24 protein-coding genes are annotated in these 26274 nt (G+C 65.2%); 5 read left to right on the top strand and 19 right to left on the bottom strand.

Features of this window, described 5'->3' with window-relative positions:
• Positions 1–30: 30 nt before the first annotated feature.
• Positions 31–522: an iron response transcriptional regulator IrrA gene (gene irrA, locus IF803_RS14595; protein ID WP_026192029.1), complete on the bottom strand. Its 492-nt coding sequence runs from the start codon at positions 520–522 to the stop codon at positions 31–33.
• Positions 523–850: 328 nt separating this feature from the next.
• On the opposite strand from irrA, the gene fabA reads away from it, so the two are divergent.
• The 3 genes from fabA to fabV all read left to right on the top strand — a co-directional run bounded on the left by fabA (position 851) and on the right by fabV (position 3890).
• The gene (fabA, locus tag IF803_RS14590; protein ID WP_074126537.1) at positions 851–1372 is read left to right on the top strand and encodes a 3-hydroxyacyl-[acyl-carrier-protein] dehydratase FabA; all 522 of its coding nucleotides are present in this window, start codon (positions 851–853) and stop codon (positions 1370–1372) included.
• 43 nt (positions 1373–1415) lie between these two features.
• Positions 1416–2639 (top strand): beta-ketoacyl-ACP synthase I, encoded by a 1224-nt coding sequence (gene fabB, locus IF803_RS14585; RefSeq protein WP_028343921.1) that lies wholly within the window; start codon positions 1416–1418, stop codon positions 2637–2639.
• A gap of 78 nt (positions 2640–2717) precedes the next feature.
• Positions 2718–3890 carry an enoyl-ACP reductase FabV gene (fabV, locus tag IF803_RS14580; protein WP_461192595.1) on the top strand — a complete coding sequence of 391 codons (1173 nt, stop codon included), beginning with the start codon at positions 2718–2720 and terminating at the stop codon, positions 3888–3890.
• Positions 3891–4166: 276 nt separating this feature from the next.
• On the opposite strand, the gene IF803_RS14575 is transcribed toward fabV, so the two are convergent.
• The 11 genes from IF803_RS14575 to rimP form a co-directional block, all read right to left on the bottom strand.
• Entirely contained in the window at positions 4167–4763 is a 597-nt protein-coding gene (locus IF803_RS14575; protein ID WP_461192594.1) for a glutathione S-transferase family protein, read from the bottom strand.
• On the bottom strand, positions 4760–5236 hold the full coding sequence (locus tag IF803_RS14570; RefSeq protein WP_461192593.1) for a GNAT family N-acetyltransferase: 477 nt from the start codon (positions 5234–5236) through the stop codon (positions 4760–4762). The genes IF803_RS14575 and IF803_RS14570 overlap by 4 nt, the downstream gene beginning before the upstream one ends.
• Positions 5237–5363: 127 nt before the next feature.
• Positions 5364–6098: a superoxide dismutase gene (locus IF803_RS14565; protein WP_461192592.1), complete on the bottom strand. Its 735-nt coding sequence runs from the start codon at positions 6096–6098 to the stop codon at positions 5364–5366.
• Between the two features lie 204 nt (positions 6099–6302).
• Positions 6303–8459, bottom strand: coding sequence for a polyribonucleotide nucleotidyltransferase (gene pnp, locus IF803_RS14560; protein WP_028343916.1), 2157 nt, complete (start codon positions 8457–8459; stop codon positions 6303–6305).
• Between the two features lie 314 nt (positions 8460–8773).
• The gene (rpsO, locus tag IF803_RS14555) at positions 8774–9043 is read right to left on the bottom strand and encodes a 30S ribosomal protein S15 (protein ID WP_016844725.1); all 270 of its coding nucleotides are present in this window, start codon (positions 9041–9043) and stop codon (positions 8774–8776) included.
• A gap of 2 nt (positions 9044–9045) precedes the next feature.
• Positions 9046–10155 (bottom strand): tRNA pseudouridine(55) synthase TruB, encoded by a 1110-nt coding sequence (gene truB, locus IF803_RS14550; protein WP_461192591.1) that lies wholly within the window; start codon positions 10153–10155, stop codon positions 9046–9048.
• Positions 10155–10565, bottom strand: a complete 411-nt coding sequence (gene rbfA / locus IF803_RS14545) for a 30S ribosome-binding factor RbfA (protein ID WP_028343913.1) — start codon at positions 10563–10565, stop codon at positions 10155–10157. Before rbfA ends, truB begins: the two co-directional genes overlap by 1 nt.
• Positions 10566–10722: 157 nt before the next feature.
• Positions 10723–13431: a translation initiation factor IF-2 gene (gene infB / locus IF803_RS14540; protein WP_028343912.1), complete on the bottom strand. Its 2709-nt coding sequence runs from the start codon at positions 13429–13431 to the stop codon at positions 10723–10725.
• Positions 13432–13538: 107 nt separating this feature from the next.
• Complete coding sequence (locus IF803_RS14535) at positions 13539–14225, bottom strand: RNA-binding protein (protein WP_028343911.1); 687 nt, start codon at positions 14223–14225, stop codon at positions 13539–13541.
• A gap of 15 nt (positions 14226–14240) precedes the next feature.
• Positions 14241–15857 carry a transcription termination factor NusA gene (gene nusA / locus IF803_RS14530; RefSeq protein ID WP_212057943.1) on the bottom strand — a complete coding sequence of 539 codons (1617 nt, stop codon included), beginning with the start codon at positions 15855–15857 and terminating at the stop codon, positions 14241–14243.
• Positions 15858–15860: 3 nt separating this feature from the next.
• Positions 15861–16649 (bottom strand): ribosome maturation factor RimP, encoded by a 789-nt coding sequence (gene rimP, locus IF803_RS14525; RefSeq protein WP_304497883.1) that lies wholly within the window; start codon positions 16647–16649, stop codon positions 15861–15863.
• A 347-nt stretch (positions 16650–16996) separates the two neighbouring features.
• Between rimP and IF803_RS14520 the strand changes: the two genes are divergently transcribed.
• Together IF803_RS14520 and IF803_RS14515 are read left to right on the top strand one after the other, a co-directional pair.
• Entirely contained in the window at positions 16997–18067 is a 1071-nt protein-coding gene (locus tag IF803_RS14520) for a DUF2336 domain-containing protein (protein ID WP_461192590.1), read from the top strand.
• Positions 18068–18253: 186 nt separating this feature from the next.
• Entirely contained in the window at positions 18254–19099 is an 846-nt protein-coding gene (locus tag IF803_RS14515; RefSeq protein WP_461192589.1) for a phytanoyl-CoA dioxygenase family protein, read from the top strand.
• Between the two features lie 91 nt (positions 19100–19190).
• Here the strand turns inward: IF803_RS14515 and trmB are convergent, their stop codons facing one another.
• The 7 genes from trmB to IF803_RS14480 all read right to left on the bottom strand — a co-directional run bounded on the left by trmB (position 19191) and on the right by IF803_RS14480 (position 26270).
• The gene (gene trmB / locus IF803_RS14510; protein WP_461192588.1) at positions 19191–19931 is read right to left on the bottom strand and encodes a tRNA (guanosine(46)-N7)-methyltransferase TrmB; all 741 of its coding nucleotides are present in this window, start codon (positions 19929–19931) and stop codon (positions 19191–19193) included.
• Positions 19928–21052 (bottom strand): M20 family metallopeptidase, encoded by a 1125-nt coding sequence (locus IF803_RS14505; RefSeq protein ID WP_461192587.1) that lies wholly within the window; start codon positions 21050–21052, stop codon positions 19928–19930. Before IF803_RS14505 ends, trmB begins: the two co-directional genes overlap by 4 nt.
• Before the next feature lie 179 nt (positions 21053–21231).
• On the bottom strand, positions 21232–21648 hold the full coding sequence (locus IF803_RS14500; protein WP_016840389.1) for a helix-turn-helix domain-containing protein: 417 nt from the start codon (positions 21646–21648) through the stop codon (positions 21232–21234).
• Positions 21649–21909: 261 nt separating this feature from the next.
• Positions 21910–23523, bottom strand: a complete 1614-nt coding sequence (gene lnt, locus IF803_RS14495; protein ID WP_461192586.1) for an apolipoprotein N-acyltransferase — start codon at positions 23521–23523, stop codon at positions 21910–21912.
• Positions 23520–24632, bottom strand: coding sequence for a hemolysin family protein (locus IF803_RS14490; RefSeq protein WP_028343903.1), 1113 nt, complete (start codon positions 24630–24632; stop codon positions 23520–23522). Before IF803_RS14490 ends, lnt begins: the two co-directional genes overlap by 4 nt.
• Before the next feature lies 1 nt (position 24633).
• Complete coding sequence (gene ybeY, locus IF803_RS14485) at positions 24634–25131, bottom strand: rRNA maturation RNase YbeY (protein WP_461192585.1); 498 nt, start codon at positions 25129–25131, stop codon at positions 24634–24636.
• Positions 25132–25199: 68 nt separating this feature from the next.
• Positions 25200–26270, bottom strand: a complete 1071-nt coding sequence (locus IF803_RS14480) for a PhoH family protein (RefSeq protein WP_080686933.1) — start codon at positions 26268–26270, stop codon at positions 25200–25202.
• Between the last annotated feature and the right edge of the window lie 4 nt (positions 26271–26274).

Here is a 26274-nt window from a genome sequence, read left to right as displayed (position 1 = left end):
CATCACGACTCAGATCCACGGTAAGACCGTTCAGCGCTTCTTGCGCAGCCGCACGACCATGTCGACGCGGGAGATCTCGTAGCCTTCGGGCACGTCAGGCATTTTCGACAGCACGAGGTTCGGGTCGGGAATGTCGACCAGCTCGTGGTTGTGCTCGAGATAGAAGTGGTGATGCGTCGACACGTTGGTGTCGAAATAGGTTTTCGTGCCGTCGACGCTGACCTGGCGCAGCAGGCCGGCATCGGTCAGCTGGTTCAGGGTGTTATAGACGGTCGCCAGCGACACCGGAACCTTGGCCAGCGTGGCTTCCTCGTACAGCATTTCAGCGGTCAGGTGGCGGGCACCCTTGCCGAACAGCAGCCAGCCCAGCGCCATGCGCTGGCGGGTCGGCCGCAGACCGGCAGACTGCAACATTTCGTTGACGTCATGCCACGGACAGCCGGTCAGGGCAGGGTGGTGCCCAGCGCCCCGGGCAGCCGGGTGCACGGCATCATCGTTCACAGCCGGTACTTCCTCGTTCATATCCACTCTATGCACCCAACTCAGGCAATATTCCTCATAAATATAAAAAGGATGCCTATCAGATGCAAGTTTTTCGCAACTAGAACGAATCCAAGCTGCGGTAGAAACCTAAGGAGAAGCGGTCATTTATCATCGGAATGCCGCTTTGCCGCCCAGTTAGCCGTATGTTAGAGAGCGCGCGGACCACATATGCGCTTTCGGCAGAGATAACAGGCCGTAGCGTACCCAGGTAGCGCCAAGATGCGGGACGGGTTATTCCGGTTCCCGTGGGTAGATCAAGGTCCGACCAAGCAAAGCGCTTCATCGGGACATCAGAGGTGGAAAGAGGATGCTGGATCGGCGCGGCGGTTACGAATACGAGGATTTGCTGGCTTGCGGGCGGGGCGAGCTTTTCGGTCCCGGCAACGCCCAGTTGCCGCTGCCGCCGATGCTCATGTTCGATCGCATCAGCGATATCTCGGAGAATGGCGGCGAGTACGGCAAGGGGCTGGTGCGCGCCGAGCTCGAAGTGAAGCCGGATCTCTGGTTCTTCGGCTGTCATTTCAAGAACGATCCGGTGATGCCGGGCTGCCTCGGCCTCGATGCCATGTGGCAAATGGTCGGCTTTTACCTTGGCTGGATCGGTGGCGAAGGTCGCGGCCGCGCGCTCGGCCTCGGCGAGCTGAAGTTCTCCGGACAGGTGCTGCCGCACGCGCGCAAGGTTGTGTACAACATCGATATCAAGCGCGTGATGCGGTCAAAGCTCGTGCTCGGAATTGCCGATGGGTGGCTTTCCATGGACGACGAGATTATCTATCGCGCCAAGGACTTGAAGGTCGGTTTGTTCAAGCAGGGCACGGCGCCATCCTGAGCAGGATCATCATGCGGCAACATAAAGGCAGGGCGAGGCGAACATGAGGCGGGTTGTCATCACGGGGATGGGTATTGTCTCGTCCATCGGTAACAACACCCAGGAAGTGCTTGCGAGCCTCTACGAGGCGAAGTCGGGCATTTCGCGCGCGGAGAAGGCCGCCGAACTCGGCTTCCGTTCGCAGGTGCACGGTGCGCCGACACTCAATCCTGCCGAGGTGATCGATCGCCGCGCGATGCGGTTCCTTGCCGAAGGTGCGGCGTGGAATCACGTTGCGATGGAACAGGCGATCCGCGACTCCGGCCTCGAGGAGAATGAAGTCTCCAACATCCGCACCGGCATCATCATGGGATCCGGTGGACCGTCGACGCGCACGCTGGTGGAGGCCGCCGACATCGCGCGCGCCAAGGGCCCGAAGCGCGTCGGTCCGTTCGCGGTGCCGAAGGGCATGTCCTCGACCGCGTCGGCGACGCTCGCGACCTGGTTCAAGATCAAGGGCGTGAACTATTCGATCTCGTCGGCCTGCGCGACGTCGAACCACTGCATCGGCAACGCCTATGAGACGATCCAGATCGGCAAACAGGATATCATCTTCGCCGGCGGCTGCGAGGAGCTCGACTGGACGCTGTCGGTGCTGTTCGACGCCATGGGCGCGATGTCCTCGAAATACAACGACACGCCGGCCACCGCCTCGCGTCCCTACGACCTCAACCGCGACGGCTTCGTCATCGCTGGCGGCGCGGGTGTCGTGGTGCTGGAAGAGCTCGAGCACGCCAAGGCGCGCGGCGCCAGGATCTATGCCGAGGTCGTCGGCTACGGCGCGACCTCCGACGGCTACGACATGGTGGCGCCGTCGGGCGAGGGCGCCGAGCGCTGCATGCGCATGGCGATGTCGACGGTGAACACGCCGGTCGATTACATCAATCCGCATGCCACTTCGACGCCCGCCGGCGATCCGCCGGAGATCGAGGCGATCCGCAAGGTGTTCGGCACCGGCGACAAGTGCCCGCCGATCTCGGCGACCAAGGCGCTGACCGGCCACTCGCTCGGCGCCACCGGCGTGCAGGAAGCGATCTATTCTCTGCTGATGCTGAACAACGGCTTCATCTGCGAGAGCGCACATATCACCGAACTCGATCCGGTGTTTGCCGACATGCCGATCGTGCGCAAGCGCATCGACAACGTCAAGCTCAACACCGTGCTGTCGAACTCGTTCGGCTTCGGCGGCACCAACGCCACGCTGGTGTTCAGGCGGCTTGACGCGTGATTTCGCCTCTCCTCGCTTGCTGAGGGAGGCCCGCAGGCAGCGAATGGGAACAGTGCAACGATCCGGAATGGGGTGGGAATGATTATTGAACCGCGCGTGCGAGGCTTCATCTGCACGACGGCACATCCCGTCGGCTGCGCCACGAATGTCCGCGAACAGATCGCCTATGTTCTGAAGCAGGGCCCGGTCGCCGACTGCCCGAAGCGGGTTGCCGTGCTGGGCTGCTCGACGGGGTATGGCCTCGCGAGCCGCATCGTCGCGACCTTCGCCGGCGGCGCTGACACCATCGGAGTGTCGCTGGAGCGCGAGCCGTCGGAAAAGAGAAGCGCCAGCGCCGGCTGGTACAACAACCGTGCCTTCGAGATCGAAGCCCAGAAGATCGGACGATCGCCGCTCACGCTCGAAGGCGACGCCTTCTCCGACGAGCTGAAGGCGACCTTCATCGAGCAGGTGCGCGAGAAATTCGGACAGCTCGACCTGCTGGTCTACAGCATGGCGGCGCCGGTCCGGACCGATCCCGACACCGGCAAGACCTATCGTTCGGTGATCAAGCCGCTGGGCGCCCCGGTCGAGATCAAGACGCTCGACACCGAGACCGGTGAGGTGTTCCAGACCACGCTTGAGCCGGCGAGCGAGGAGCAAACCGCGGCCACCGTCGCGGTGATGGGCGGCGACGACTGGAAGCGCTGGATCGACCAGCTCGCGGATGCCGGCGTTTTGGCGCCGGGCTTCCAGACGCTCAACTACACCTATATCGGCAGCGAGCTGACCTGGCCGATCTACTGGAACGGCACGCTCGGCCGCGCCAAGGTCGATCTCGACAGCAAGGCAGAAGCGATCCGCGGCCGGCTCGGACCTGACGCGGCACGCGTCGTCGCGCTGAAGGCCGTCGTCACCCAGGCGAGCTCGGCCATTCCGGTGGTGCCGCTCTACGGCACGGTGCTGTTCAAGGTCATGAAGCAGCTCGGCCTCCATGAAGGCTGCATCGAGCAGATCGACCGCCTGTTCCGGACGAAGCTCGGTAAGGGCGTCGCGCTCGATGATGCGCAGCGCGTCAGGGTCGACGACTGGGAGCTTTCGCCCGAGGTGCAGACGGAAGTGTCGCGGCGCTGGCCGCTGCTCACCACCGAGACGCTCGGCGAGTTGGCCGATCTCGGCGAGTACAAGAGCCAGTTCCTCCGCCTGTTCGGCTTCGGCATCGACGGCGTGGATTACACGCAGGACGTCGATCCGCGCGTCGTGCCGGGTTAAGCCGTTCGGAAAACCGCGCGAGCGGTTACAGACCGGTCTTCTCCTTCCCCCTGAAAGGGGGAAGGTCGGGATGGGGGTCAGCCGCAGGCGATGCTGCTAGTCTAGCGGAGAGAGTTGATCCCCACCCGCTTTGCTCTGGCGAGCAAAGCGACCTCCCCTTTTCAAGGGGAGGTTAGTAGCCCGGATGGAGCGAAGCGTAATCCGGGAGAGCTCTTTCTACATCAGAGACTTTTCCCGGATTTCGCTTCGCTCCATCCGGGCTACAAGATCCGACGCTCACCCCGCCGCGATCTTTTCCGCGCGCTGGAACGCCGGCCGGGCCACGCAGCGGTCGATATAGGCCTCGAACGACGGCCGCGGCGGCACCATCTTGAACACGCGCACCGCAAAGTTCAGTCCCGCGCCGATCGCGATGTCGGCGGCGGAGAATTGATCGCCGAGGATCCACGGCCCCTTCTGCAACTCGGCGTCGAGCACGTCGAACACCTGCGCGGCACTGCCCCATGCCGCGGTGCTGGTCGGCACCTCGAGCTTGGTGAAGAGCTGGATCAGCGCCGGCTCGATGCAGCTCGGCGAGAAGAACAGCCACTGCAGATAGCGCGCCCGCTTCGGGTCCGTCGCTGCCGGCGCAAGTTTGGTCTCGGGATAGCGGTCGGCGATATAGGCGCAGATCGCGGCGGCCTCGGCGAGCTGCGCGTCGCCGTCGGTCAACGCCGGCACCTTGCCCATCGGGTTGATCTTGAGGAAATCGGGTGATTTCTGCGCGCCGGTGCTGATGTCGGTCAGCACCCGTTCGTATGGCAGGCCGGTTTCCTCCAGCAGCCAGATGGCGGAGAACGAGCGCGAGCGCGGCGACCAGTACAGCTTGATCATGGCTTAGCCTCCGATGTGCGGTTTGTTCTCTTCCACCGATAATACTTCATCATGAAGCCCGTGACCGGATTGGGCGCTTCCTTCTCGAACACAAAGCCTTCGCGCTCGTACCAGCGCCAGGCCTTCTCATTCTCGCGGACGCATTTCAGCCAGATCTCGTCGGGCATCTGCCGGCGCGCGAAGGCGAGCAGCTGACGTCCCAGGCTCCGGCCCTGATAGGCGGGGACCACCATCAGCTGGTCGAGCCGCGAGGTCGGCAGGTGCAGCGCCAGCATGGCGGCGATGCTGCCGCGATCGTCGGCGACGAACAGGCTCCAGCCACCCGCGATCTCGCGCGGCAGGCGGGTACGCAGATCGTTCAACAAACTGTCGTTGGCTTGCGAGAGCCCGGTCGAGGCCCAGCTCGCCATCCAGGCGCGCGCGATCGCGTCATGTTCGTCGGAACGTGCGGGGCGGATGGTCGGCGGCGTCATCGTCGATCCTCACGGCGTTCGACACCGGCGGCGCGACGCTGTGGATACATAAAGGTGAAAGCCCCGCGAAGCGATCGCGGAGCTTTCGAAGGTAACGCAGTTCCTCGCGACCGGCGAGCCCGGCGGCTCACACGCCGAGCGTCCCGGCCTTCGCCGCCGCATAGCGCTCGGCCACGGCCTTCCAGTTCACCGTATTCCACCACGCCTTGAGATAATCGGGCCGGCGGTTCTGGTAGGTCAGGTAATAGGCGTGCTCCCAGACGTCGTTGCCGAGCAGCGCGCGCTTACCGTCCATGATCGGATTGTCCTGGTTCGGCCGCGTCTCGATGGCGAGATTGCCATCCTTGGTGACGGTGACGAACACCCAGCCGGAGCCAAACACGCGCCCGCCGGCGGCGTTGAAATCGGTCTGGAATTTCTCCATGCCGCCGAGGTCTCGATCGATCGCGGCGAGCACCTCGCCGTCCGCCTTGCCGCCGTTCGGTCCCATGATCTGCCAGAACATGGTGTGGTTGGCGTGGCCGCCCATGTTGTTGCGCACGCCGGTGCGGATCGCGTCCGGCACGCTGCCGAGATTGGCGAGTACCTCGACGACCGGCTTCTCGGCGATCTGCGGATTGTCCTTGGCGAAATTGTTGAGGTTGGTGACATAGGCCTGATGATGCCGGTCGTGATGGATCTCCATCGTCTTGGCATCGATATGCGGCTCCAGCGCATTGGTGGGATAGGTCAGCGGATCGATCTTGAATGGTCCGGCCGGGGCCGGCGCCGTGGCCTGCGCGAACGCAGCGCGCGACGAGGCGGCGGCCGCAGCGATGCCGCCTGCTGCGATGATCAAATGGCGTCGGGACATCGAGGACATCGTGGTTCTCCGTGCTGGGAAAGCATCCTGATGTTAGGCCCGAGTTGTGAACGGGTTCCAACGAATCCCGATCACAATGCCGGGTCAAAACCGCGCATGCCGATCAGCGGAGATTGATTTGCGTCCGACCTCGGCAAACCAAAAAGGGCGGCCCCAGGGCCGCCCTTTTCGTAACAGTCGATTTGCTAGTCGATTGGCCTGGGCTTACTCGCCGGCAGCTTCGCGCGGCGCCGCAGCCTCGGTCTTCTGCGTGGCCTCGAGGTCCTCGCCGGTCGTCTGGTCGACGGCCTTCATCGACAGGCGGGTCTTGCCGCGATCGTCGAAGCCGAGCAGCTTGACCTTGACCTTGTCGCCTTCCTTGACGACGTCGGAGGTCTTCTGCACGCGGTTGGCCGCGAGCTGGCTGATGTGGACGAGGCCGTCCTTGGCGCCGAAGAAGTTCACGAACGCGCCGAACTCCATCACCTTGACGACGGTGCCCTCGTAGATCTGGCCGACCTCCGGATCGGAGGCGATCGACTTGATCCACTTGATCGCAGCCTTCATCGCCTCGCCATCGTTGGAGGCGACCTTCACGGTGCCGTCGTCCTCGATGTTGACCTTGGCGCCGGTCTTCTCGACGATCTCGCGGATCACCTTGCCGCCGGTGCCGATCACTTCGCGGATCTTGTCGGTGGCGATCTTGAAGGTCTCGATGCGCGGTGCGTATTCGCCGAGCTCGGCGCGCGCCGCGGTCAGCGCCTTGGCCATCTCGCCGAGGATGTGGATGCGCCCTTCCTTGGCCTGGCCAAGCGCAACCTTCATGATCTCCTCGGTGATGCCCTCGATCTTGATGTCCATCTGGAGCGAGGTGATGCCCTGGTCGGTGCCGGCGACCTTGAAGTCCATGTCGCCGAGATGATCCTCGTCACCGAGGATGTCCGACAGCACCGCGAAACGCTGACCTTCGAGGATCAGGCCCATGGCGATACCGGCGGTCGGCCGCTTCAGCGGCACGCCGGCGTCCATCAGCGACAGCGAGGCACCGCAGACCGAAGCCATCGAGGACGAGCCGTTCGACTCGGTGATCTCGGAGACCACGCGGATCGTGTACGGGAACTCGTGGTGCGGCGGCAGCACCGGGTGGATCGCGCGCCAGGCGAGCTTGCCGTGGCCGATCTCGCGGCGCTTGGTGCCGCCGAGGCGGCCGGTCTCGCCGACCGAGTAGGGCGGGAAGTTGTAGTGCAGCAGGAACGTTTCCTTGTAGGTCCCCGACAGTGCATCGATGTACTGCTCGTCCTCGCCGGTGCCGAGCGTGGTCACGACCATCGCCTGGGTTTCACCGCGGGTGAACAGCGCCGAGCCGTGGGCGCGCGGCAGCACGCCGGCTTCGGCGATGATGTTGCGCACGGTCTTGGCGTCGCGGCCGTCGATGCGCTTGCCGGTGTCGAGGATGTTCCAGCGAACGATCTTGGCTTCCAGTTCCTTGAACACGCCGGCGACGCGGAGCTTGTCGTATTTCGGCTCCTGACCTTCCGGGAAGAAGTGCGCGAGCACCTTCTCCTTGACGGCGCCGACCGCGGCATAGCGTTCCTGCTTGACCGGGATCGCGTAGGCATTGCGGAGCTCCTGCTCGGCGATGCCGAGCATCTCCTTCTCGATCTCCGAATTGTCGATCGTGGTGACTTCGCGCGGCTCCTTGGCGGCCTTCTCGGCGAGCTCGATGATCGCGTTGATGACGGGCTGGAAGTGGCGGTGGCCGAACATGACCGCGCCGAGCATCACGTCTTCGTTGAGCTCCTTGGCTTCCGATTCCACCATCAGCACGGCGTCCGCGGTGCCGGCGACGACGAGATCGAGCTGGGTCTCGGTCATCTCGTCGAGCGTCGGGTTGAGCACGTATTCGTCATTGGCAAAGCCGACGCGCGCAGCGCCGATCGGGCCCTTGAACGGCGCGCCCGACAGGGTCAGGGCGGCGGAGGCGGCGACCAGCGAGACGATGTCCGGATCGTTCTCCATGTCGTGCGACAGGACGGTGACGATCACCTGGGTCTCGTTGCGCCAGCCGTCGACGAACAGCGGACGGATCGGGCGGTCGATCAGGCGGGAGACCAGCGTCTCCTTCTCGGTCGGACGGCCTTCGCGCTTGAAATAGCCGCCGGGAATGCGGCCGGCCGCGTAGGTCTTCTCCTGGTAGTCGACCGTGAGCGGCAGGAAGTCGACGCCTTCGCGCGGTGCCTTCGCCGCGACGACGGTGGCAAGCACCACGGTCTCGCCGTAGGTCGCCATCACGGCGCCGTCGGCCTGGCGGGCGATCTTGCCGGTTTCAAGTTTGAGGGGACGTCCACCCCAGTCGATCTCGACGGAATGCGTATTGAACATTTCGGTCTTCTTTCATGGTTTCACGAAAGCATGGCGCCCTGAAACACAAAGACCATGCCAAGACGGCGAGACACTGACACGCGGTTGCGATCAGTATCCGGCGATCCTGCCATGGTCCCTGGATTTCGGATGGCGTCCATCCCTTCGGTCATCTGGGCATCTTGCCCGGTCCAGCGGCCGGATTGCTGCTGGACGCTAGTGTGCATGGCGCGACTGCCATGCTGCGCATGATCATCTTTCGACAATTCGAAAGCCCGAGTTCACGGACGACCATGCGAAAACGCGCGCGAACCCTCGCGCGCGTGCTTCTCAAATCAACGACGGATGTTGTGCTTTTCGAGCAGCGCCTTGTAGCGCGCCTCGTCCTTGCGCTTGATGTAGTCAAGCAGGGAGCGACGCGTCGACACGAGCTTCAGGAGGCCGCGGCGGGAATGGTTGTCCTTCACATGGCTCTTGAAGTGCTCGGTGAGGTTATTGATGCGTTCCGACAGGATCGCGACCTGAACCTCGGGCGAGCCGGTGTCGCCGGCTTTGTTGGCATTCGTCTTGATGACTTCCGCTTTGCGTTCGGCGGTAATCGACATCGTCAGTTACTTTCATTGTTGCGAGCCGGACCGGCAGTCAGTCCGTTCAGGTTGAACACGCGCTTGGGGATGAGTTCGCCATTGCCAATTTCGGCAAGCGCGAGAAGCCGGCCTGCCACCGTGACATAGACTGTGCCGCTGGTATTGGGCGCATCCCGTCCGCGCAACAAAACGGCCTGGCCCCTGTGGAGCCTTGCCGCATCAGCCCGTGTGACGGCCAGTGCCGGGATGTCGTCCAGCGCGGTCTCAACGGGCAAAAGCGCGTCGGCGAGGCTGCCCTCGCCAGACGCGGCTCTATTGCATAAAGCCTCCAACTGTTCCAGCGGAATCATGTCCCGTTCGGTAAACGGACCGACAAGGGTCCGCCGCAGGGCGCAGATATGGCCGAAACAGCCGAGAATCCGGCCCATATCGCGGGCCAGGGCCCGGACATAGGTTCCCTTGCCGCACTCGGCCTCGAACACGGATTGGCCGTTATCTCCATGTTCCACAAGGGTTAATTCGTGGATCTCGACCGGGCGGGGCTTCAGTTCCACGGTCTCGCCATCGCGCGCCAGGTCATAGGCGCGCTCGCCTTGCACCTTGATCGCCGAATATTGCGGCGGGATCTGCTCGATCACCCCGGTGAAGCGCGGCAAAAGTTCCCGGATCGAATCCGCGGTCGGCCGGCTCTCGCTGGTCCTGACCGGCCGCCCCTCGGTGTCGTCGGTGTCACGCTCCTCGCCCCAGCACACCGTGAAGCGGTAGCGCTTGCGGCCGTCCATCACGAACGGCACCGTCTTGGTGGCCTCGCCCAGCGCGATCGGCAAGCCGCCGGAGGCGAGCGGATCGAGCGTGCCGGCATGGCCGGCGCGCTTGGCCTGGAACAGGCGCTTGAGCACCGCGACCGCCTGCGTCGAGGTCATGCCGATCGGCTTGTCGAGCACCACCCAGCCGTGGACGTCGCGCTTGTCGCGGCGCGGCTGCTGGTTCTGTCTGCCCTGCTTCTGGCGCGGGTCGTTGTTGGTGCGGCGCGCATCGTCGGTGCGCTGGCCGGCAAAAGCATCCCGCTCAGCGTCGCGCGCGTCGGCATCCTTCGCGTCGATAACGCCGTTGGTCGTCATCACAGTCATCACTCGTCGTCCGAATCGGGTGCAAGGTCTCGCTGCACCGCAGGTGTCCGCAGTAGTTTCTCGATGCGCTCCGCCTCGTCGAACCGCTCGTCGACGCGGAAGCGAATGTCGGGTGCAAATTTCAGGTTGACGCGATGCGCGATCTCGCCGCGAAGGAACTTCTTGTTGCGCTCGAGCGCTGATATCACCGTGTCGGTGTCGCGGCCGCCGAGCGGCATCACATAGATCGTCGCGAGCTTCAGGTCCGGCGACATGCGCACCTCGGGAACGGTGATGATGTGGCCTTCCAGATCGGGATCGTGGACCTCACCCTGTGACAGAATCTCGGCAACTGCATGGCGAACCGTTTCGCCGACGCGCAGCTGACGTTGCGATCCGCCGGGGCTGGAGCTCTTCTTTTGACGGGGCATGACCTTCTTCCAAAACCGTCACGCCCGCAGGCCTTGGCCGCGGGCATCAATGTCTAGCTTTGCTTTCAATCAGACAATGCGCTGGTGGCCGGACCAAAGTCCGGCCGCGCAGTCGCATTTTCAGTTAAATGGACCCAACGCTTCGTAAGATTTGGACTTACAGAGAGCGCTGGATCGTCTCGATGCGGTAACACTCGATCACGTCGCCGACGCGCATGTCACCGTAGTTCTCGAACGCCATGCCACACTCCTGGCCGGCGACCACTTCCTTCACTTCATCCTTGAAGCGCTTCAGCGTCGACAGCTTGCCTTCGTGCACCACCACGTTGTCGCGGATCAGGCGAACATTGGCGCCGCGTTCCACGGTGCCGTCGGTGACGCGGCAACCCGCGACCTTGCCGACCTTGGAAATGTTGAACACTTCCAGGATCTGCGCGTTGCCCAGCATGGTTTCGCGCAGCGTGGGCGCGAGCAGGCCGGACATCGCCTTTTTGATGTCATCCACGAGGTCGTAGATGATGTTGTAGTAGCGGATCTCGATGCCGTTGCGCTTGGCCGCAGCCGCCGCTTCCTTGTTGGCTCGGACCGAGAAGCCGATGATCGCGGCGTTGAAGCCTTCCGCGAGCGTGACGTCGGATTCCGAGATGCCGCCGACGCCGGCATGCAGGATGCGGGCGGCGACCTCGTCGGTGCCGAGCTTCTCGAGCGAGCCCAGGATCGCTTCCAGTGAGCCCTGCACGTCGGCCTTGACGATCAGCGGGAACTCCTTGCGGCCCGCGGTCTTCAGCTGCGACATCATCTGCTCGAGCGAGCCGCGCATGCCGGAAATCGAGGCAGCCGCGTTCTCGCGCTTCTGGTGCGCGCGGTAGCTCGTGACCTGGCGGGCGCGGGCTTCGTTCTCGACAACGGCGAGACGGTCGCCGGCTTCCGGCGGACCGTTGAAGCCGAGCACCTCGACCGGCACGGACGGACCGGCCTCCTCGAGATTCTCGCCCTGGTCGGAGATCAAGGCGCGGACACGGCCCATTTCGGCGCCGGCCACGATGATGTCGCCGATGCGCAGCGTGCCGCGCTGCACCAGCACGGTCGCGACCGGACCGCGGCCGCGATCGAGCTTGGCTTCGATCACGGTGCCTTCCGCCGGACGCTGCGAATTGGTCTTCAGGTCGAGGATTTCGGCCTGCAGCGCGATCATCTCGAGCAGCCGGTCGAGATTGGTCTTGTTCTTGGCCGAGACCTCGACGTCGACGACGTCGCCGCCGAGCGATTCGACCTGCACCTCGTGCTGGAGCAATTCGGTGCGCACGCGCTCGGGGCGCGCGTCGGGCTTATCGATCTTGTTGATCGCCACGATCATCGGCACCTTGGCCGCCTTGGCGTGGTTGATCGCTTCGATCGTCTGCGGCATCACGCCGTCATCGGCCGCGACCACCAGCACGACGATGTCGGTGACCTTGGCGCCGCGGGCGCGCATCGCGGTGAACGCGGCGTGGCCGGGCGTGTCGATGAAGGTGATCTTGGTGCCGCTCTCGGGCGACAGCACCTGATAGGCGCCGATATGCTGGGTGATGCCGCCGGCTTCGCCCGACACCACGTTGGCATGGCGCAGCGCGTCGAGCAGCGAGGTCTTGCCGTGGTCGACGTGGCCCATGACGGTGACCACGGGCGAACGCGGCTCGGTGTCGGTGGAATCGTCGACGACGTCGAACAGGCCTTCTTCCACGTCGGACGCGGCGACGCGCTTGACGGTGTGGCCGAGTTCTTCGGCGATCAGCTGTGCGGTGTCGGCATCGATCACGTCGGTGATCTTGTGCATCGCGCCCTGCTTCATCAGCATGCGGATGACGTCGACCGCGCGCTCCGACATCCGGTTCGCGAGTTCCTGGATCGCGATCGCTTCCGGAATGACGACTTCGCGGATCAGCTTTTCCTTCTGCTCGTTTGCGGCGTGACCCTTCAGGCGCTGGGTACGGCGGCGGAACGAGGCGATCGAGCGCTCGCGCACGTCATCGGCGTTGAGCGCGGTGACGACGGTCAGGCGTCCGCGCTGCTTCTGCGGACCGGGCTTGTGAGTGGTCTTCGGGGCCGCGACGGGACGCACGGCGCCGCCGGGGCGGCGCACCAGACGCGGACCTTCGTCCTCGTCCGCCTCGGCGGCAACGGCCGGCGGCCGCCCCGGGGCAGCAGGCGTACGCGCAGCAGGCGTCGTGGTCGTTGTCGGGCGGGCTGCGCCGGGCGCACGGGCGGCCGGAGCAGACGCAGTTCCGGCTCCAGCAGGCTTGGCGGGAGCAGCGACAGGTGCCGCACCGGGCTTGGCCTCGCCTTCGCCAAAGCGGCGCTTGGCCTCGACCTCGGCCTTGCGCTTGGCCTCTTCCTCGTGGCGATGGCGTTCCTCTTCCGCCTTGCGGCGGGCCTCGGCGGCCTCGCGCTCTGCCTTCTCGGCAGCCTCGCGGACGGCGCGGCGCTTGGCTTCCTCTTCGGCCTGGCGGCGTTCTTCGATATCGCGCTGACGGGCGTCGGCCAGCGCGCTGGCACGCGCGGAACGCTCGTCCTCGGTCAAGGTCGGCAGCACCACGCCGGAGCGGGTGTTACGCTGTTGCTGGCCGGGAGGCGGGCCCGAGGGGCGGCCGAGCGGCGGCCTGGCGGCGGGCGCCGCCGGCTTTGCAACCACGGGTTCCGGCGCATGCGCCTCGCCGGGGCCATCGCCACCGACGCGGCGCTTGCCGCGCTTCTCGACCACGACCTGCTTGGTCCGGCCGTGGCTGAAGCTCTGGCGCACGGTGCCCGTCTCGACGCGCGGCTTCAGCGACAACGTCTTGCTCGGGACACTCAAAGTCTTGTCGCCAGGGGTCTTGGTATCAACCATTCAGCAGTCCTAATCTCGTTTCGCTGTGCGTTTGCCGCACAAATCCTTCAACGTGTCGTCGTTTGCTGAGCATGACCGGTCGGAAAGACGGCGTCCGCCTTCCCGGATCACGCTCTGGAATTTCTGGCCGCTTCGGCGGTCTTGTCGTCGTCGGCCATCCGGTATCGGACCAGCATCTGGCAGCGCGACAGGAACGTCTTGCTCGCTGGGCCCGCGAGCAGCGCAGCATGTATCACATTTGACCGCCCAAGTGCCAAATCCAATTCTTCCGACGTCAAAACATTGACGACGGGGATTACCGGCGATTCACCACGTTTTTCGCCCCTTTGCCTGACGATCGCGTCCAATTTGCGGATTCCGTCCGCTGCGCCGTCGGAAGCGTGGATCAGGGCTGCAGTTTCGTTCCGGTTGAGTGCGTCCTCGACCTTGCCGAAGCCCGAGACGACCTGACCGGCCTTGGCGGCCATCGCCAGGGCCTCGGTGACGCTACGCACCAGGAGGGTGTCGGTGTCGGTGGGGAGGGTCGGCGCGACGCGGACGTCGCGCTTGAATCCCTTGCTAAATTGGTGACGGCGGACCGCTTCCGCAACGCTGCGCCGCGATGCGGAAACCCATAATCCGCGGCCGGGCAGCTTGCGCTTGAGATCCGGGATCACCTCGCCCGTGGGCGCAATGACGAACCGGATCAGCTCGTCGATCGGACGCACCTCGCGGCTGACCGCGCACATCCGCGTGGTCGCGGACTTCTGCGTCCGCGGTCCATCGTCGAGATCGGGGTCAGCCTGAGCCAGCATCCGTCGGGCATCTCCTTACGAAGCCGTCGTTTCTGCTTCGGCGGCCTCGGCCTCCTCGGCAGGCTTGGCGAGGTCGGCCTCGGTGATCCAGCCGGCCTTCAGACGGGCCTGCATGATCATGGCCTCGGCCTCGTCGCGCGAGATCTCGATGCCGTCGAGGAACCCGGCATGCTTGGTCGGCTCGCCGCCTTCCTTGCGCTCCGTCCAGCCGACCAGATCGTCGGTGGCGCAGCCGGCGAGATCCTCGACCGTCTTGACCTCGTTCTCGCCGAGCTTGACCAGCATCTTGCCGGTGATGCCGGGCACGTCCTTCATGGCGTCCTCGACGCCGAGTTCCTTGCGCTTGGCTTCCAGTTCCGCCTCGAGTTGTTCCAGATATTCGCGGGCGCGGGTCTGCAGCTCGTTGGCGGTCTCCTCGTCGAAACCCTCGATGCCGGCGAGTTCCTTGACGTCGACCAGCGCGAGTTCCTCGACCGAGGTGAAGCCTTCGGAGGCGAGCAGCTGGCCGACCACCTCGTCGACATTGAGCGCTTCCATGAACACGCGGGTCGAGTTCTCGAAGTCGGCCTGGCGGCGCTCCGACTCTTCCTGCTCGGTCAGGATGTCGATGTCCCAGCCGGTCAGCTGCGAGGCGAGGCGGACGTTCTGGCCGCGGCGGCCGATCGCCAGCGACAGCTGGTTGTTGGTGTCGGGAACCACGACCTCGATGCGCTCGCGGTCCTCGTCGATCACGACCTTGGCGACTTCGGCCGGCGCCAGCGCGTTGACGACGAAGGTCGCGATGTCGGGCGACCACGGGATGATGTCGATCTTCTCGCCCTGCAGCTCGTTCACCACGGCCTGCACGCGCGAGCCGCGCATGCCGACGCAGGCGCCGACCGGGTCGACCGAGGAATCGCGCGAGATCACGCCGATCTTGGCGCGCGAGCCCGGATCGCGGGCGACCGCCTTGATCTCGACGATGCCGTCGTAGATCTCCGGCACTTCCTGCGCGAACAGCTTCGCCATGAACTGCGGATGGGTGCGCGACAGGAAGATCTGCGGACCGCGGGTCTCGCGGCGGACGTCGAAGATATAGGCGCGGACGCGGTCGCCGTTGCGGAACACTTCGCGCGGCAGCATCTCGTCGCGGCGCACGATCGCTTCGCCGCGGCCGAGGTCGACGATCACGCTGCCATATTCGACGCGCTTGACGATGCCGTTGACGATGTCGCCGATGCGGTCCTTGAATTCCTGGTACTGCCGGTCGCGCTCGGCCTCGCGCACCTTCTGCACGATCACCTGCTTGGCCGACTGCGCGGCGATGCGGCCATATTCCAGCGGCGGCAGCGTGTCGGCGATGGTGTCGCCGACCTGGGCGCCCGGATTGGCGCGCTGCGCGTCGTGCAGCGAAATCTGGTTCGACGAGTTCTCGACGACGTCGACCACCAGCATGTGGCGGGTCAGCCGCAGCTCGCCCTTCTTGGCATCGATCTCGGCATGGACGTCGGTCTCGCTGCCGTAGCGGGCACGCGCGGCCTTGGCGATGGCGTCTTCCATCGCCGCGATCACGATGGAGCGGTCGATCGACTTTTCGCGCGCAACTGCGTCTGCGATCTGCAGCAGTTCGAGTTTGTTGGCGCTGACTGCCATGGCTTAGTCTCCTTCGGATGGATCGATCTCGCCACGGCGCGCGCGCTCGGCCGCCAGGCGGTGCTTTTTGGTGTTGGTCGGGGCCGGCTTCTTGCCGGGCATGTGAGCAGGCTTGTCACCAGGCTTGGGTTTCGGCTTCTGGCTCTTCGCCGGATCGCTCTTCTTGGCGTGGGCCGGTTGCGGCGGCGCGAGGCCGAGCTCGCGGCGCAGCTCGCGCTCGGCGGCCTTGCCGCGGCGCATCGATTCCTCGATCAGCTCGTCGGTCAGGACCAGCCGCGCGTCCGAGATGTCCTCCATCACCAGGAGAACCTCGGCGTCCTCGTCGGGACGCGGATCGTCGCGCCTGATGCGCACCGCATCGCCCTCGACGCCGGCAAGCACGCCGCGGAACCGCTTGCGGCCCTGATGCGCCACCGCCATCTCGATCTTCACGAGATGCCCGGTATAGCGCTCGAAGTCGGAGCGGCGCACCAGCGGGCGGTCGATGCCAGGCGAGGAGATTTCCAGCCGGTAGGCGCGCTCGATCGGGTCGGCGACATCGAGCACCGGCGACAGCGCGCGCGAGATCGCCTCGCAATCCTCGAGCTGCATCGAGCCGTCGGGCCGCTCCGCCATGATCTGCACGGTGCAGCCGGCATCGCCCGAGACCTTGATGCGCACCAGGCGATAGCCCATGCCCTGCAGCACCGGGACCGCGACGGCGGCGACGCGCGCCGCAACCCCGGGCTCGACGACGAGACGCGGCTCGGCGAGCAGTTCGGTGTCCACGGACGTGGCGGTCGGTTCGGTCATATCCAGTGTCAAAGGCTGTCTAAGGTCTAAAGGCTGCTGAGGTCTGTTGTGTTGTTCAGATGGCCTTAAGGGGCCGCTAACGCTACCCAAACCGGACCCGGCCTCGCTGGGTCCCGTCAGGTAATAAAAAAGAGCGGGTCCCGGGGGGCCCACTCTCCTACGCGATCGTATGAGATACCATAAGTTGCGGTGGATATAGCTCTTTTGCCCGGGTCGGGCAAGGCCCCTCGGGTCCGGCGGGAGGCGATTTTACGGCTCCCCGGATGCCGGATCGATCTAACCCTCCGTTTACGAACGGGGCCATAGATTGCCGAAAATCGGCAGAAGTCGCCGGTTGGACAAGGCTCATGACGACAGCCCCTGCGCTGATTCCGGAACTCGACGACATCGTTCGCCGCGGCGACCCCAAGCGCCGCGCCGAGGCCGCGCGGCGGCTCGGCGAGCTGTTCCTGCAGGGCGCCGCGAGCTTCCGCCCCGACCATATCGACCTGTTCGACGGGGTGCTGACCAGCCTGGTGCCGCATGCCGAGCTTGCTGCGCGGGTCGATCTCGCCGAACGGCTCGCGCCCCTCGGCAACGCGCCGCGCCATCTGGTCGGGCACCTCGCGCGCGAGGACGAGGTCGCGATCGCGGGGCCGCTGCTGCGCCGATCGCCGGTGATTGATGAAAAGGTGCTGGTCGAGATCGCCAATGCCAAGGGCCAGGGCCATCTGCTCGCGATGGCCGAGCGGCCAAAGCTCTCGACCGCGCTGACCGACGTCCTTGTCCGCCGCGGCGATCGCGATGTGATCCGATGCGCGGCCGGCAATGCGGGCGCCGCGTTCTCGGATGCGTCCTTCGCGACGCTGGTGCGGCGCGCCGGCCAGGACGGCGTGCTGACGCTGCGGATCGGCCGCCGCGATGATCTTCCGCCCGAGCATCTGAAGGGCCTGCTCGCCGGCTCGATCGACGTGATCCGCCGCCGTTTGCATGCCGTCGCCAAGCCGGAGCGCCAGGCCGAGATCAAGCTCGCGATGAACGAGATCGAGGGTGTGATCGTTCAGGTCGAGGGCCGCGACTTCACGGCTGCGCAGCGCGCCATCCTGGCGCTGTACCGCGCCGGCGAATTGAACGAGGCCGCGGTGGCCGGCTTCGCAAAGGCCTTCAAATATGAGGAATGCGTGGCGGCGCTCGCCGCGATGGCCGGCGTGAAAATCGTCACGCTCGATCGCCTGATCTCCGGCGACCGTTACGATCCGATCCTGATCGCCAGCAAGACGATCGGCTTCGAATGGCCCACCGTGCGCGCCCTGATCCTGATGCGGCTCGGGCCGAACCGCGTGCCGTCTCCTGCCGATATCGAAGGTGCGCGGGTGAATTTCGTGCGCCTGATGCCGTCAACGGCGCAGCGCGTCGTGGAGTTCTGGAAGTCGCGCTAGTTCACGCTAACAGCTCTTGGCTCCGTCATCCTGAGGAGCGCCGCAGGCGCGTCTCGAAGGATGCGCGGCCACAGTCGGGCTGTCGACCCTTCGAGACGCGCGTTCCGCGCTCCTCAGGGTGACGGACTAGAGTCGTTCCGCTATGCTTTCCGCAAGGCGCGACACAGCGCCAACGGGGAGATCGCCATGCTGACGGACGCCGACATCCAATCGCACGCCGCGCGGATCCGCGACGACGGATACACCGTGTTCGAGCGCGCCGCCTCGCCGGATTTGGTCGAGGGGTTGAAGGCGGCGGTGCTGAGAATCGAGCGCGAGCACAATCTCGCACCTGCCAGGACGTCGTTCGAAGGCTTCAAGACGCTGCGCATCAACAACCTCCTGACCTATGACGATCTGTTCTGGGAGGTGCCGCTGCATGACAACGTGCTGCCGGTGGTCGAACGCGTGCTGGACAGGGAATGCCTGCTCTCGTCGTTCTGCTCGCTGGTGCTCGGGCCCGGCCAGGAGGCGCAGCCGATTCACGAAGACACCCAATTGATCCCGCTGCCGCGGCCGCACATTCCGATCACGATCAATGCGATCTGGGCGCTGTCCGATTTCCGCGACGACAACGGCGCGACGCGGATCATCCCGCGCAGCCACAAACTCGATTCGTCCCCCGAATACGGCAAGGAGTACGACGTGGTCACCGCGACCATGCCGGCCGGCAGCGTGATGCTGTTCGACAGCGCGCTGTGGCATGGCGGCGGCGCCAACACCAGCGACGCCAGGCGCTTTGCCTTCTCTTGCGCCTATTGCTGGGGCTGGATGCGGCAGCAGGAGAACCTGCAACTCGGCATTCCGCGCGAGACTGCGGCCCGCTTTCCGCGCCGTTTGCAGGAATTGTGCGGCTACAGCGTCTACAAGGGCCAGTTCGGCCACATCGACAATCACGATCCGATCGAACTGCTCGGCCGCGAGCGCGGCAAGCGGATGGTGTGGGAGGCGACCGACATCAGGAAGGCGCGGCTGGCGGAAGTGAAGGGCTAACTGTTCGTCATTCCGGGGCGGCGCGATAGCGACGAACCCGGAATCTCGAGGTTCCGGGTTCGATGCTGCGCATCGCCCCGGAACGACGACACTAAGGCGTGCGTCGAAACCTCAAATACGCCGCCTTGCGCCCCTCGCGCTCGGCCTTGGCGCCGTAGCGCGTCATCGTGTAGTTCGGCCACGGCTGTTGCCAGTCGATCGCGCGCTCGGCGAGCCAGGCGAAGTCGGGCGAGCGCATCAGATGCGCCAGCGTCCAGGCGCAGTAGTCGTCGATATCGCTGACGAAGCGGAATTCGCCGCCCGGCGGCAGCAGCCGCGTCATCGCAGTGACCGTCGCATCCTGCACGAAGCGCCGCTTCCAGTGCCGCCGCTTCGGCCAGGGATCGGGATGAATCAGGTCGATGCGCGCAAGCGAGCGCTGTGGCGCCCAGGCCAGCAGTTCGGCCGCGTCGCCGGCGAACAGGCGAATATTGCCGATATTCAGCGCCTCGATCTGGGTCAGGATCTTCGCCATGCCGTTGACATAGGGCTCGCAGCCGATGAAGCCCGTGGTCGGAAAGGCCTGTGCCTCCGCGATCAAATGCTCGCCGCCGCCGAAGCCGATCTCGAGCCTGACATTCCCGATGCCGTCATCGAACAACTCGGTCAGCGCCTCGGGCGCGGGCGCCGAGATGTCGACGGCCAGATGCGGCAGCAGAGTGCCGATCAGGTCGGCCTGATGCGGGCGCAGCTTATGGCCCTTGCGCCGCCCGAAGAACGAGCCGCGCGCATGCGCCATCGCGCCGTCGTCGGGGGAATCGCGATCGCCGCGGTCGCCTGGAGCCGGTGTCATCGCAGCGTTTGATAGAGACGGTGGAGCAGCCGCGCGCGCGGCTCGATCGACGAGATGTAGAGCTGCTCGTAATGGGTATGCGCGCCCTTGCCGTCGACGCCGAGGCCGTCGAGGGTCGCGGTGTGCGGGGCGGTGAAATTGCCGTCGGAGCCGCCGCCGGTGAACACATCCACCAGCTCGAAGCCGAGCTCGGCGGCCAACCCCTTGGCGTGCTCGTAGAGGGCGGCGCCGGCGTTGCTTTTCTCATAGGGCGGACGGTTCAATTCGCCCGATATCTTCACGCTGACGCCCTCGGTGCGTGAGGTGATCCCGAGGATCTTTGGTACCAGCTCGTCGGCGTCGGCCATGGTCGGCACGCGCATGTCGACTTCCGCATAGGCCTCTTCGGCGATCACATTCGGCTTGGTGCCGCCGCGGACGACACCGACATTGACGGTGACGCCGCGCTCGAGGTCGTTCATCGCCTCCAGCGCCTGGATCACATTGCCGAGTTCCCGGATCGCGCTGCGGCCGTCCTCGGGGCGCGTGCCGGCATGGGCCGGCGCGCCCTTGATGAACACGTCGAACCGCGCAACGCCCTTGCGTCCGGTGACGATCTTGCCGCCGTCGCGCGCCGGCTCGGTCACCAGCACGTATTTGGCCTTGCGGCCCTCGGCCTCGATCAGCGCCCGCGAGGTCGGGCTGCCGATCTCCTCGTCCGAGACGTAGAGCTGGGTGATGCCGAGCGGCGGGCGCGCGCCGTCGGCGCAGGCCTGCCTGAATGCATGATAGGCGAGGTAGGCGCCGCCCTTCATGTCGTAGATACCGGGGCCGAACGCGCTGTCGCCGTCGACCTGGAATGGTAACCGTTCGATGAATCCCATCGGATGGACTGTGTCGAGATGGCTCAGCACCAGGATGCCCGGCGCGTCCTGGCCCCAGGACGAGCGCGTCACCAGGTGATCGCCGCAGCCGTCGCGTCCCGCAATCCGCTCCACCGTGGCCGGCAGGTCGCGATAGCCCGACGCGACGAGATCAGCCAGCTTGTTGACCTGATCGGGCCGCTCCGTCGGAGATTCGATCTCGACCCAGCGGCGGATGCCGTCGAGAATCACGGCGGTTTCGAACGGATTGCTGGACATGCTGTTGTCGTCGCCTGTGAATTCGCTTTGTCATTGCGCGCACGCGCCAAAGCATGATCCGAAATCATGCTCAAACGAGGCGCTAAAGCGCGATGATGCTCAAGCTGAACTCATCGCGTTAGCGTACGCTGGAATGGCATATTCCAGATTTGACGATCGCTCAAACGGATATGGCTGAATCAGACCTGCTCGGCAGCCTCGCGCGCCGCGATCTGCTCGACCAGTTCGACGATGCTGCGGCGGAGCTTGGCGTCCGCAATCCGCGTGAAGGCGCGGGTCAGGGCCAGGCCCTCGGCGGTTGCCAGAAAATCGGAGACATAGGTCGGCGAGGCGCCCTCGCTGAAGCCGTCGGCGGTCTTGACCCCACTCGGGCCGCCGTCGAACAGGAAAGAAACCGGCACCTGCAGGATTTCGGAGATCTGCTGCAGCCGGCTGGCGCCGACGCGGTTGGTGCCCTTCTCGTATTTTTGCACCTGCTGGAACGTCAGGCCTAACGCCTCGCCCAGTTTCTCCTGGCTCATGCCGAGCATGATGCGTCGCATCCGGACGCGGCTGCCGACATATTTGTCAACAGGATTGGGCGCTTTGGTGGACATCTCCAACTCTCCTAAGGGATTGCGCGCCCGTGGATGAGGCAAGTTGGAAGTGGAGTATGCCTCAGGCGCCGGTGCCGTCAAATCCTGCAAGGAGGATCGGGACGAAATGCGGACAATTTGCGCAAAGGGGCTGACTTGGCTTGTGATTTCGCGTGGACCCGTACAATGCGAAGTGCACGGTCGATCTGTCAACTGGTGGAATCATACTGAGGTAAATTTCGACGTTTTTTCGGGTTCGCGACAACCGGCGATATGCAGCCGTCAGGGTTTTCGCCTCACAAACCGCCGCCGCAACACGAACGCCAGGGCTGTGATCACAATCACAGCGGCGGGGATGTTCCCGACACGCGCGTAGATCGTCGGCGCGATGGCCGCCGGCAGGCCGGCATCGAGCACGCCTTCGATGCCGAGCCCGAGTTGTGCGACGATCCGGCCGACGGGGTCGATGACGGCCGAGATGCCCGTATTTGCGGCGCGGACCATCGGCAGGCCTTCCTCGATGGTGCGCAGCCGGGCCTGTTGCAGGTGCTGGTAAGGGCCGGTCGAGATTCCGAACCATCCGTCATTGGTGACATTGACGATCCAGCCGGGACGGTCGTCGCGGCTTACGACATTGCCGGGAAAGATCGCCTCGTAGCAGATCAGGGGCAGGGCGCGCGGTGCATTCGGAATATCGAGCGTCCGGCGGATCGTGCCGGGAATGTAGCCGCCCTGCACCTTGGTGAGTTGCACGAAGCCGACCTTCTCCATCCAGTCCTGGAACGGCAGATATTCTCCGAACGGGACAAGATGCAGCTTGTCGTAGACCGCAAGCACGCTGCCGTCGTGGTCGATGACGTAGATGGAATTATAGGCGCGCGTGACGCGGACGCCGGGCGGCAGATCGGGCGCGCGCACCGAACCGGTGATCAGCACGGTTCCCTTCGGCAGCAGGTCGGCGATCTGCGCCATCGCGTCGGCTTCCTTGGTCAGGAAGAACGGAAACGCGGATTCCGGCCAAATCAGGATGGTGGCATCCTTCACGCCGGTGGCGTGCGGCCCGGAGGCGCGATCCGACAGGGTGAGATATTTCTGCATCACCGCCGCCTTGGCGGAGTAGTTGAACTTGGCGTCCTGCTGCAAATCGGGCTGCATGATGCGCAGCTTGACGCCGTCGACCATCCTGGTCGGCTGCTGCGCGAGGCGGACCACGCCGAACACCAGCATCGCTGCCAGAACCAGCACCGCCGCCGCCGGGGCACGCCACGGCTTGCGGCCGCGCGAGGCGCCGTCGATCAACACGGCCGGGCTTGCGAAGATCGCGACGGCCAGGAACGTCATGCCCCACAGCCCGATCAGCGACGCGGTCTGGGCCAGCGCAAGCGGCTCGGTCAGTGCGTAGCCGAACGCATTCCACGGAAAGCCGCTGAGGAGATGGCCGCGCAGCCATTCCGAAATCGTCAGGCTGACCGCGAGCGCCAGCACGCGCAAGGCGTCGCGCGGCCAGATCAGCCGCGCCAGCGCGAAGCCGAACGCAGTGAACAAAGCGAGATAGGCAGGCAGGCCGAGCACCGCGAACGGCGTCAGCCAGGCGAAGGTGTCCGCATCGACGAAAAAGGCGTAGCCGATCCAGTACAGGCCCGGCACGAAATAGCCGAGGCCGAACCAGAACCCGGACAGCGCCGCGGCGGGCAGACCGCGCCAGCGGCCGGCCGCGCTGCCGTCGATCAGCCAGACCGCGATGGAAAAGGTGAGAAACAGAACCGGCCAGGCGTTGAACGGCGCCATCGCCAGCGCAGACAGCGCGCCGGCCGTGAGCGCGAGGACGGCGCGTTTCCATCCCCAGGTCAGGATGATTGCAAGGCCGATCGATCGGAGCTTGTCGGACAGCCTCACTGCGGACCGGCTCCCTCGCCGGGCGGCGGCATGTTGTCGTTCGCCTGCGGGTTTCCGGAGTCCGGCGCCTGCTCGCGGCGCCGCTCGCGCTCCTTGCGCGGCGTCGGCCGTTCCTTGCGCGCGGTGATGCGCACGCGCTTGACCCGCCGCGGATCGGCGTCGAGCACCTCGACCTCGTAATTGCCGGGTCCCGAAATCACCTCGCCGCGCACCGGCAGGCGCCCAACGAACGATACGAGGTAGCCGCCGAGCGTCTCGACCTCCTCGCCGGCGTCGCCGATCACGAAATCCTCGCCGATCACCGAGCGGACATCGTCGAGGCTGGCGCGCGCATCGGCGATGAAGGAGTTGTCCGGCTGGCGAACGATGGACGGCGGCTCGTCGGAATCGTGTTCGTCGTCGATCTCGCCGACGATCTGCTCGACGATATCCTCGATCGACACCAGCCCGTCGGTGCCGCCATATTCGTCGACCACCAGCGCGAGATGGATCCGCGAGGCCTGCATCTGCGCCAGCAGGTCGATCGCGCGCATCGATGGCGGGATATAGAGCAGCTTGCGGATGATATTGGCTTCCGACAGCGGCAGCGCGAGGTCGACGCTGCGCAGATCGAGCCCCGCCGGGAACGGCTTCTTGCGCTTCGTCTTGGTCGCGTCGGTGACGCGGGCCTTCGCGGTCATGAAGGCGAGCAGGTCGCGGATGTGCACCATGCCCTCGGGGTCGTCGAGGGTTTCGTTGTAGACGACGAGCCGCGAATGCGCCGCGCTCTCGAACAGGCTCATCAATTCGCCGAGCGGAATGTCGCGCTTGACCGCGACGATGTCGGCGCGGTGCACCATGACGTCGGCGATCCGCCGCTCGTTCAGCGACAGGATGTTGCGCAGCATGGTGCGCTCGATCGCCGAGAAGCCGACATCGTCGGGTGTCGAGGCGTCGAGCACGACCTGCAAATCGTCGCGCACCGAGCCGGCCTTCCAGCCGAACAGCGTGCGGATCGCGCGCACCAGCCAGCCCTCGGCCGCCGGGCGCTGCACCTCGCCCTCGTGCACCACGGCGGGCAGGTTGCTCACGTTGCGCGGGTTGTCGTGGGTCGGTTCGGAATCCGGCATGTCAGGCGATCCGATCCGCATAGGGGTCGGGAATGCCGAGGGAAGAGAGGATCTCGCGCTCGAGCGCCTCCATGTCCTCGGCATCGTCGTCGTTCTCGTGGTCGTAACCGATCAGGTGCAGGAAGCCGTGCACCGCGAGATGGCTCAAATGATGGTCGAACGGCTTCTGCTCTTCATCGGCTTCCCGCCGCGTCGTCTCATAGGCGATCGCGATATCGCCGAGCATGCGCGGGGCATCGTCGGATCCGCTGGCGCCTTCCGGCTGCAGCGCCGGAAACGACAGCACATTGGTCGGCTTGTCGATGCTGCGCCAGTTGGCGTTCAGGGTGCGGATACCGGCATCGTCGGTCAGCATCACCGCAAGCTCGGCGTCGGCGACATCGGCATCGGCGATCTCGGCGGCAGCCTCGATGGCGCGGTGGATCACCGCGTCGGCATTGGGCTCGGCCTGCCAGCATTCGGCGGTGACGAGAACCTCGGTTGCAGGAAAAGCAGACACGTTGGTTTCAAAATCTGCGTTATGGCCGGATCCCGCATCGTGCGGGCTCGCGGCCGAAGCTATTGGTCTCAAGATCTGGCGTTTGCCGGCTTTTGCGGCAATCCCTCATAGGCGGCCACGATGCGCGCCACCAATTCATGGCGGATGACGTCCTCGGCCTTGAAATGCACCTGCGCGATGCCCTCGACGCCGTCGAGCAGCTTCACGGCTTCCGTGAGCCCCGAGGCCTGGCCGTGCGGCAGGTCGATCTGCGACGGGTCGCCGGTGACGATCATCCGGCTGTTCTCGCCGAGACGCGTCAAAAACATCTTCATCTGCATCGTCGTGGTGTTCTGCGCCTCGTCGAGGATGATGGCGGCATTGGTCAGGGTGCGGCCGCGCATGAAGGCAAGCGGCGCGATCTCGATCTCGTTGCCCTGCAGCGCGCGCTCGACGACGCGGGCGTCCATCAGATCGTACAGCGCGTCATAGATCGGGCGCAGATACGGATCGACCTTCTCCTTGAGGTCGCCGGGCAGGAAGCCGAGCCGCTCGCCGGCTTCCACCGCGGGCCGCGTCAGGATGATGCGATCAACCTCCTTGCGCTCGAACAACTGCGCGGCATGGGCGACCGCGAGCCAGGTCTTGCCGGTGCCGGCCGGGCCGATGCCGAACACCAGCTCATGCCGCTTCAGCGCGCGGATGTAGGAATCCTGCGCCGCGGTGCGGGCGCGCACCGGACGCTTGCGCAGATTGATGGTCTCGAAGGTCGGCTTGGCGGTCTTGTTGTCGAATTCGAACAGCGAGCCCTGCGCGATCACGGCGCGGATCGCGCCTTCGACCTCGCCCTGGTCGAGGTCGTGTCCCTCGACGGCCTGCGCGTAGAGCGTCTCCAGCACGCGCCGCGCCGCGTCGCAGCCGTCGCGGGAGCCTGCGATGGTCAGATGATTGCCGCGGGAATCGACCACGACGCCGAGCCGCCGCTCGATCAGCGCCAGATTTTGTCCGTAGGGGCCGACCAGCGCGGATGCCGCGCGGTTGTCGTCGAAATCGATGACGACCTGAGTTTCAGGGGGCCGGGTCTCAGGTGGCATTTGCATGTCGCGGTCAGGTTTGCGGCTGGGAGCGAGCGAAGACGAATCCGATGCGCTTTTGGGCAAGGAT

The organism is Bradyrhizobium sp. UFLA06-06, assembly GCF_054820065.1.
This window is presented reverse-complemented; position numbering and strand designations above follow the sequence as displayed.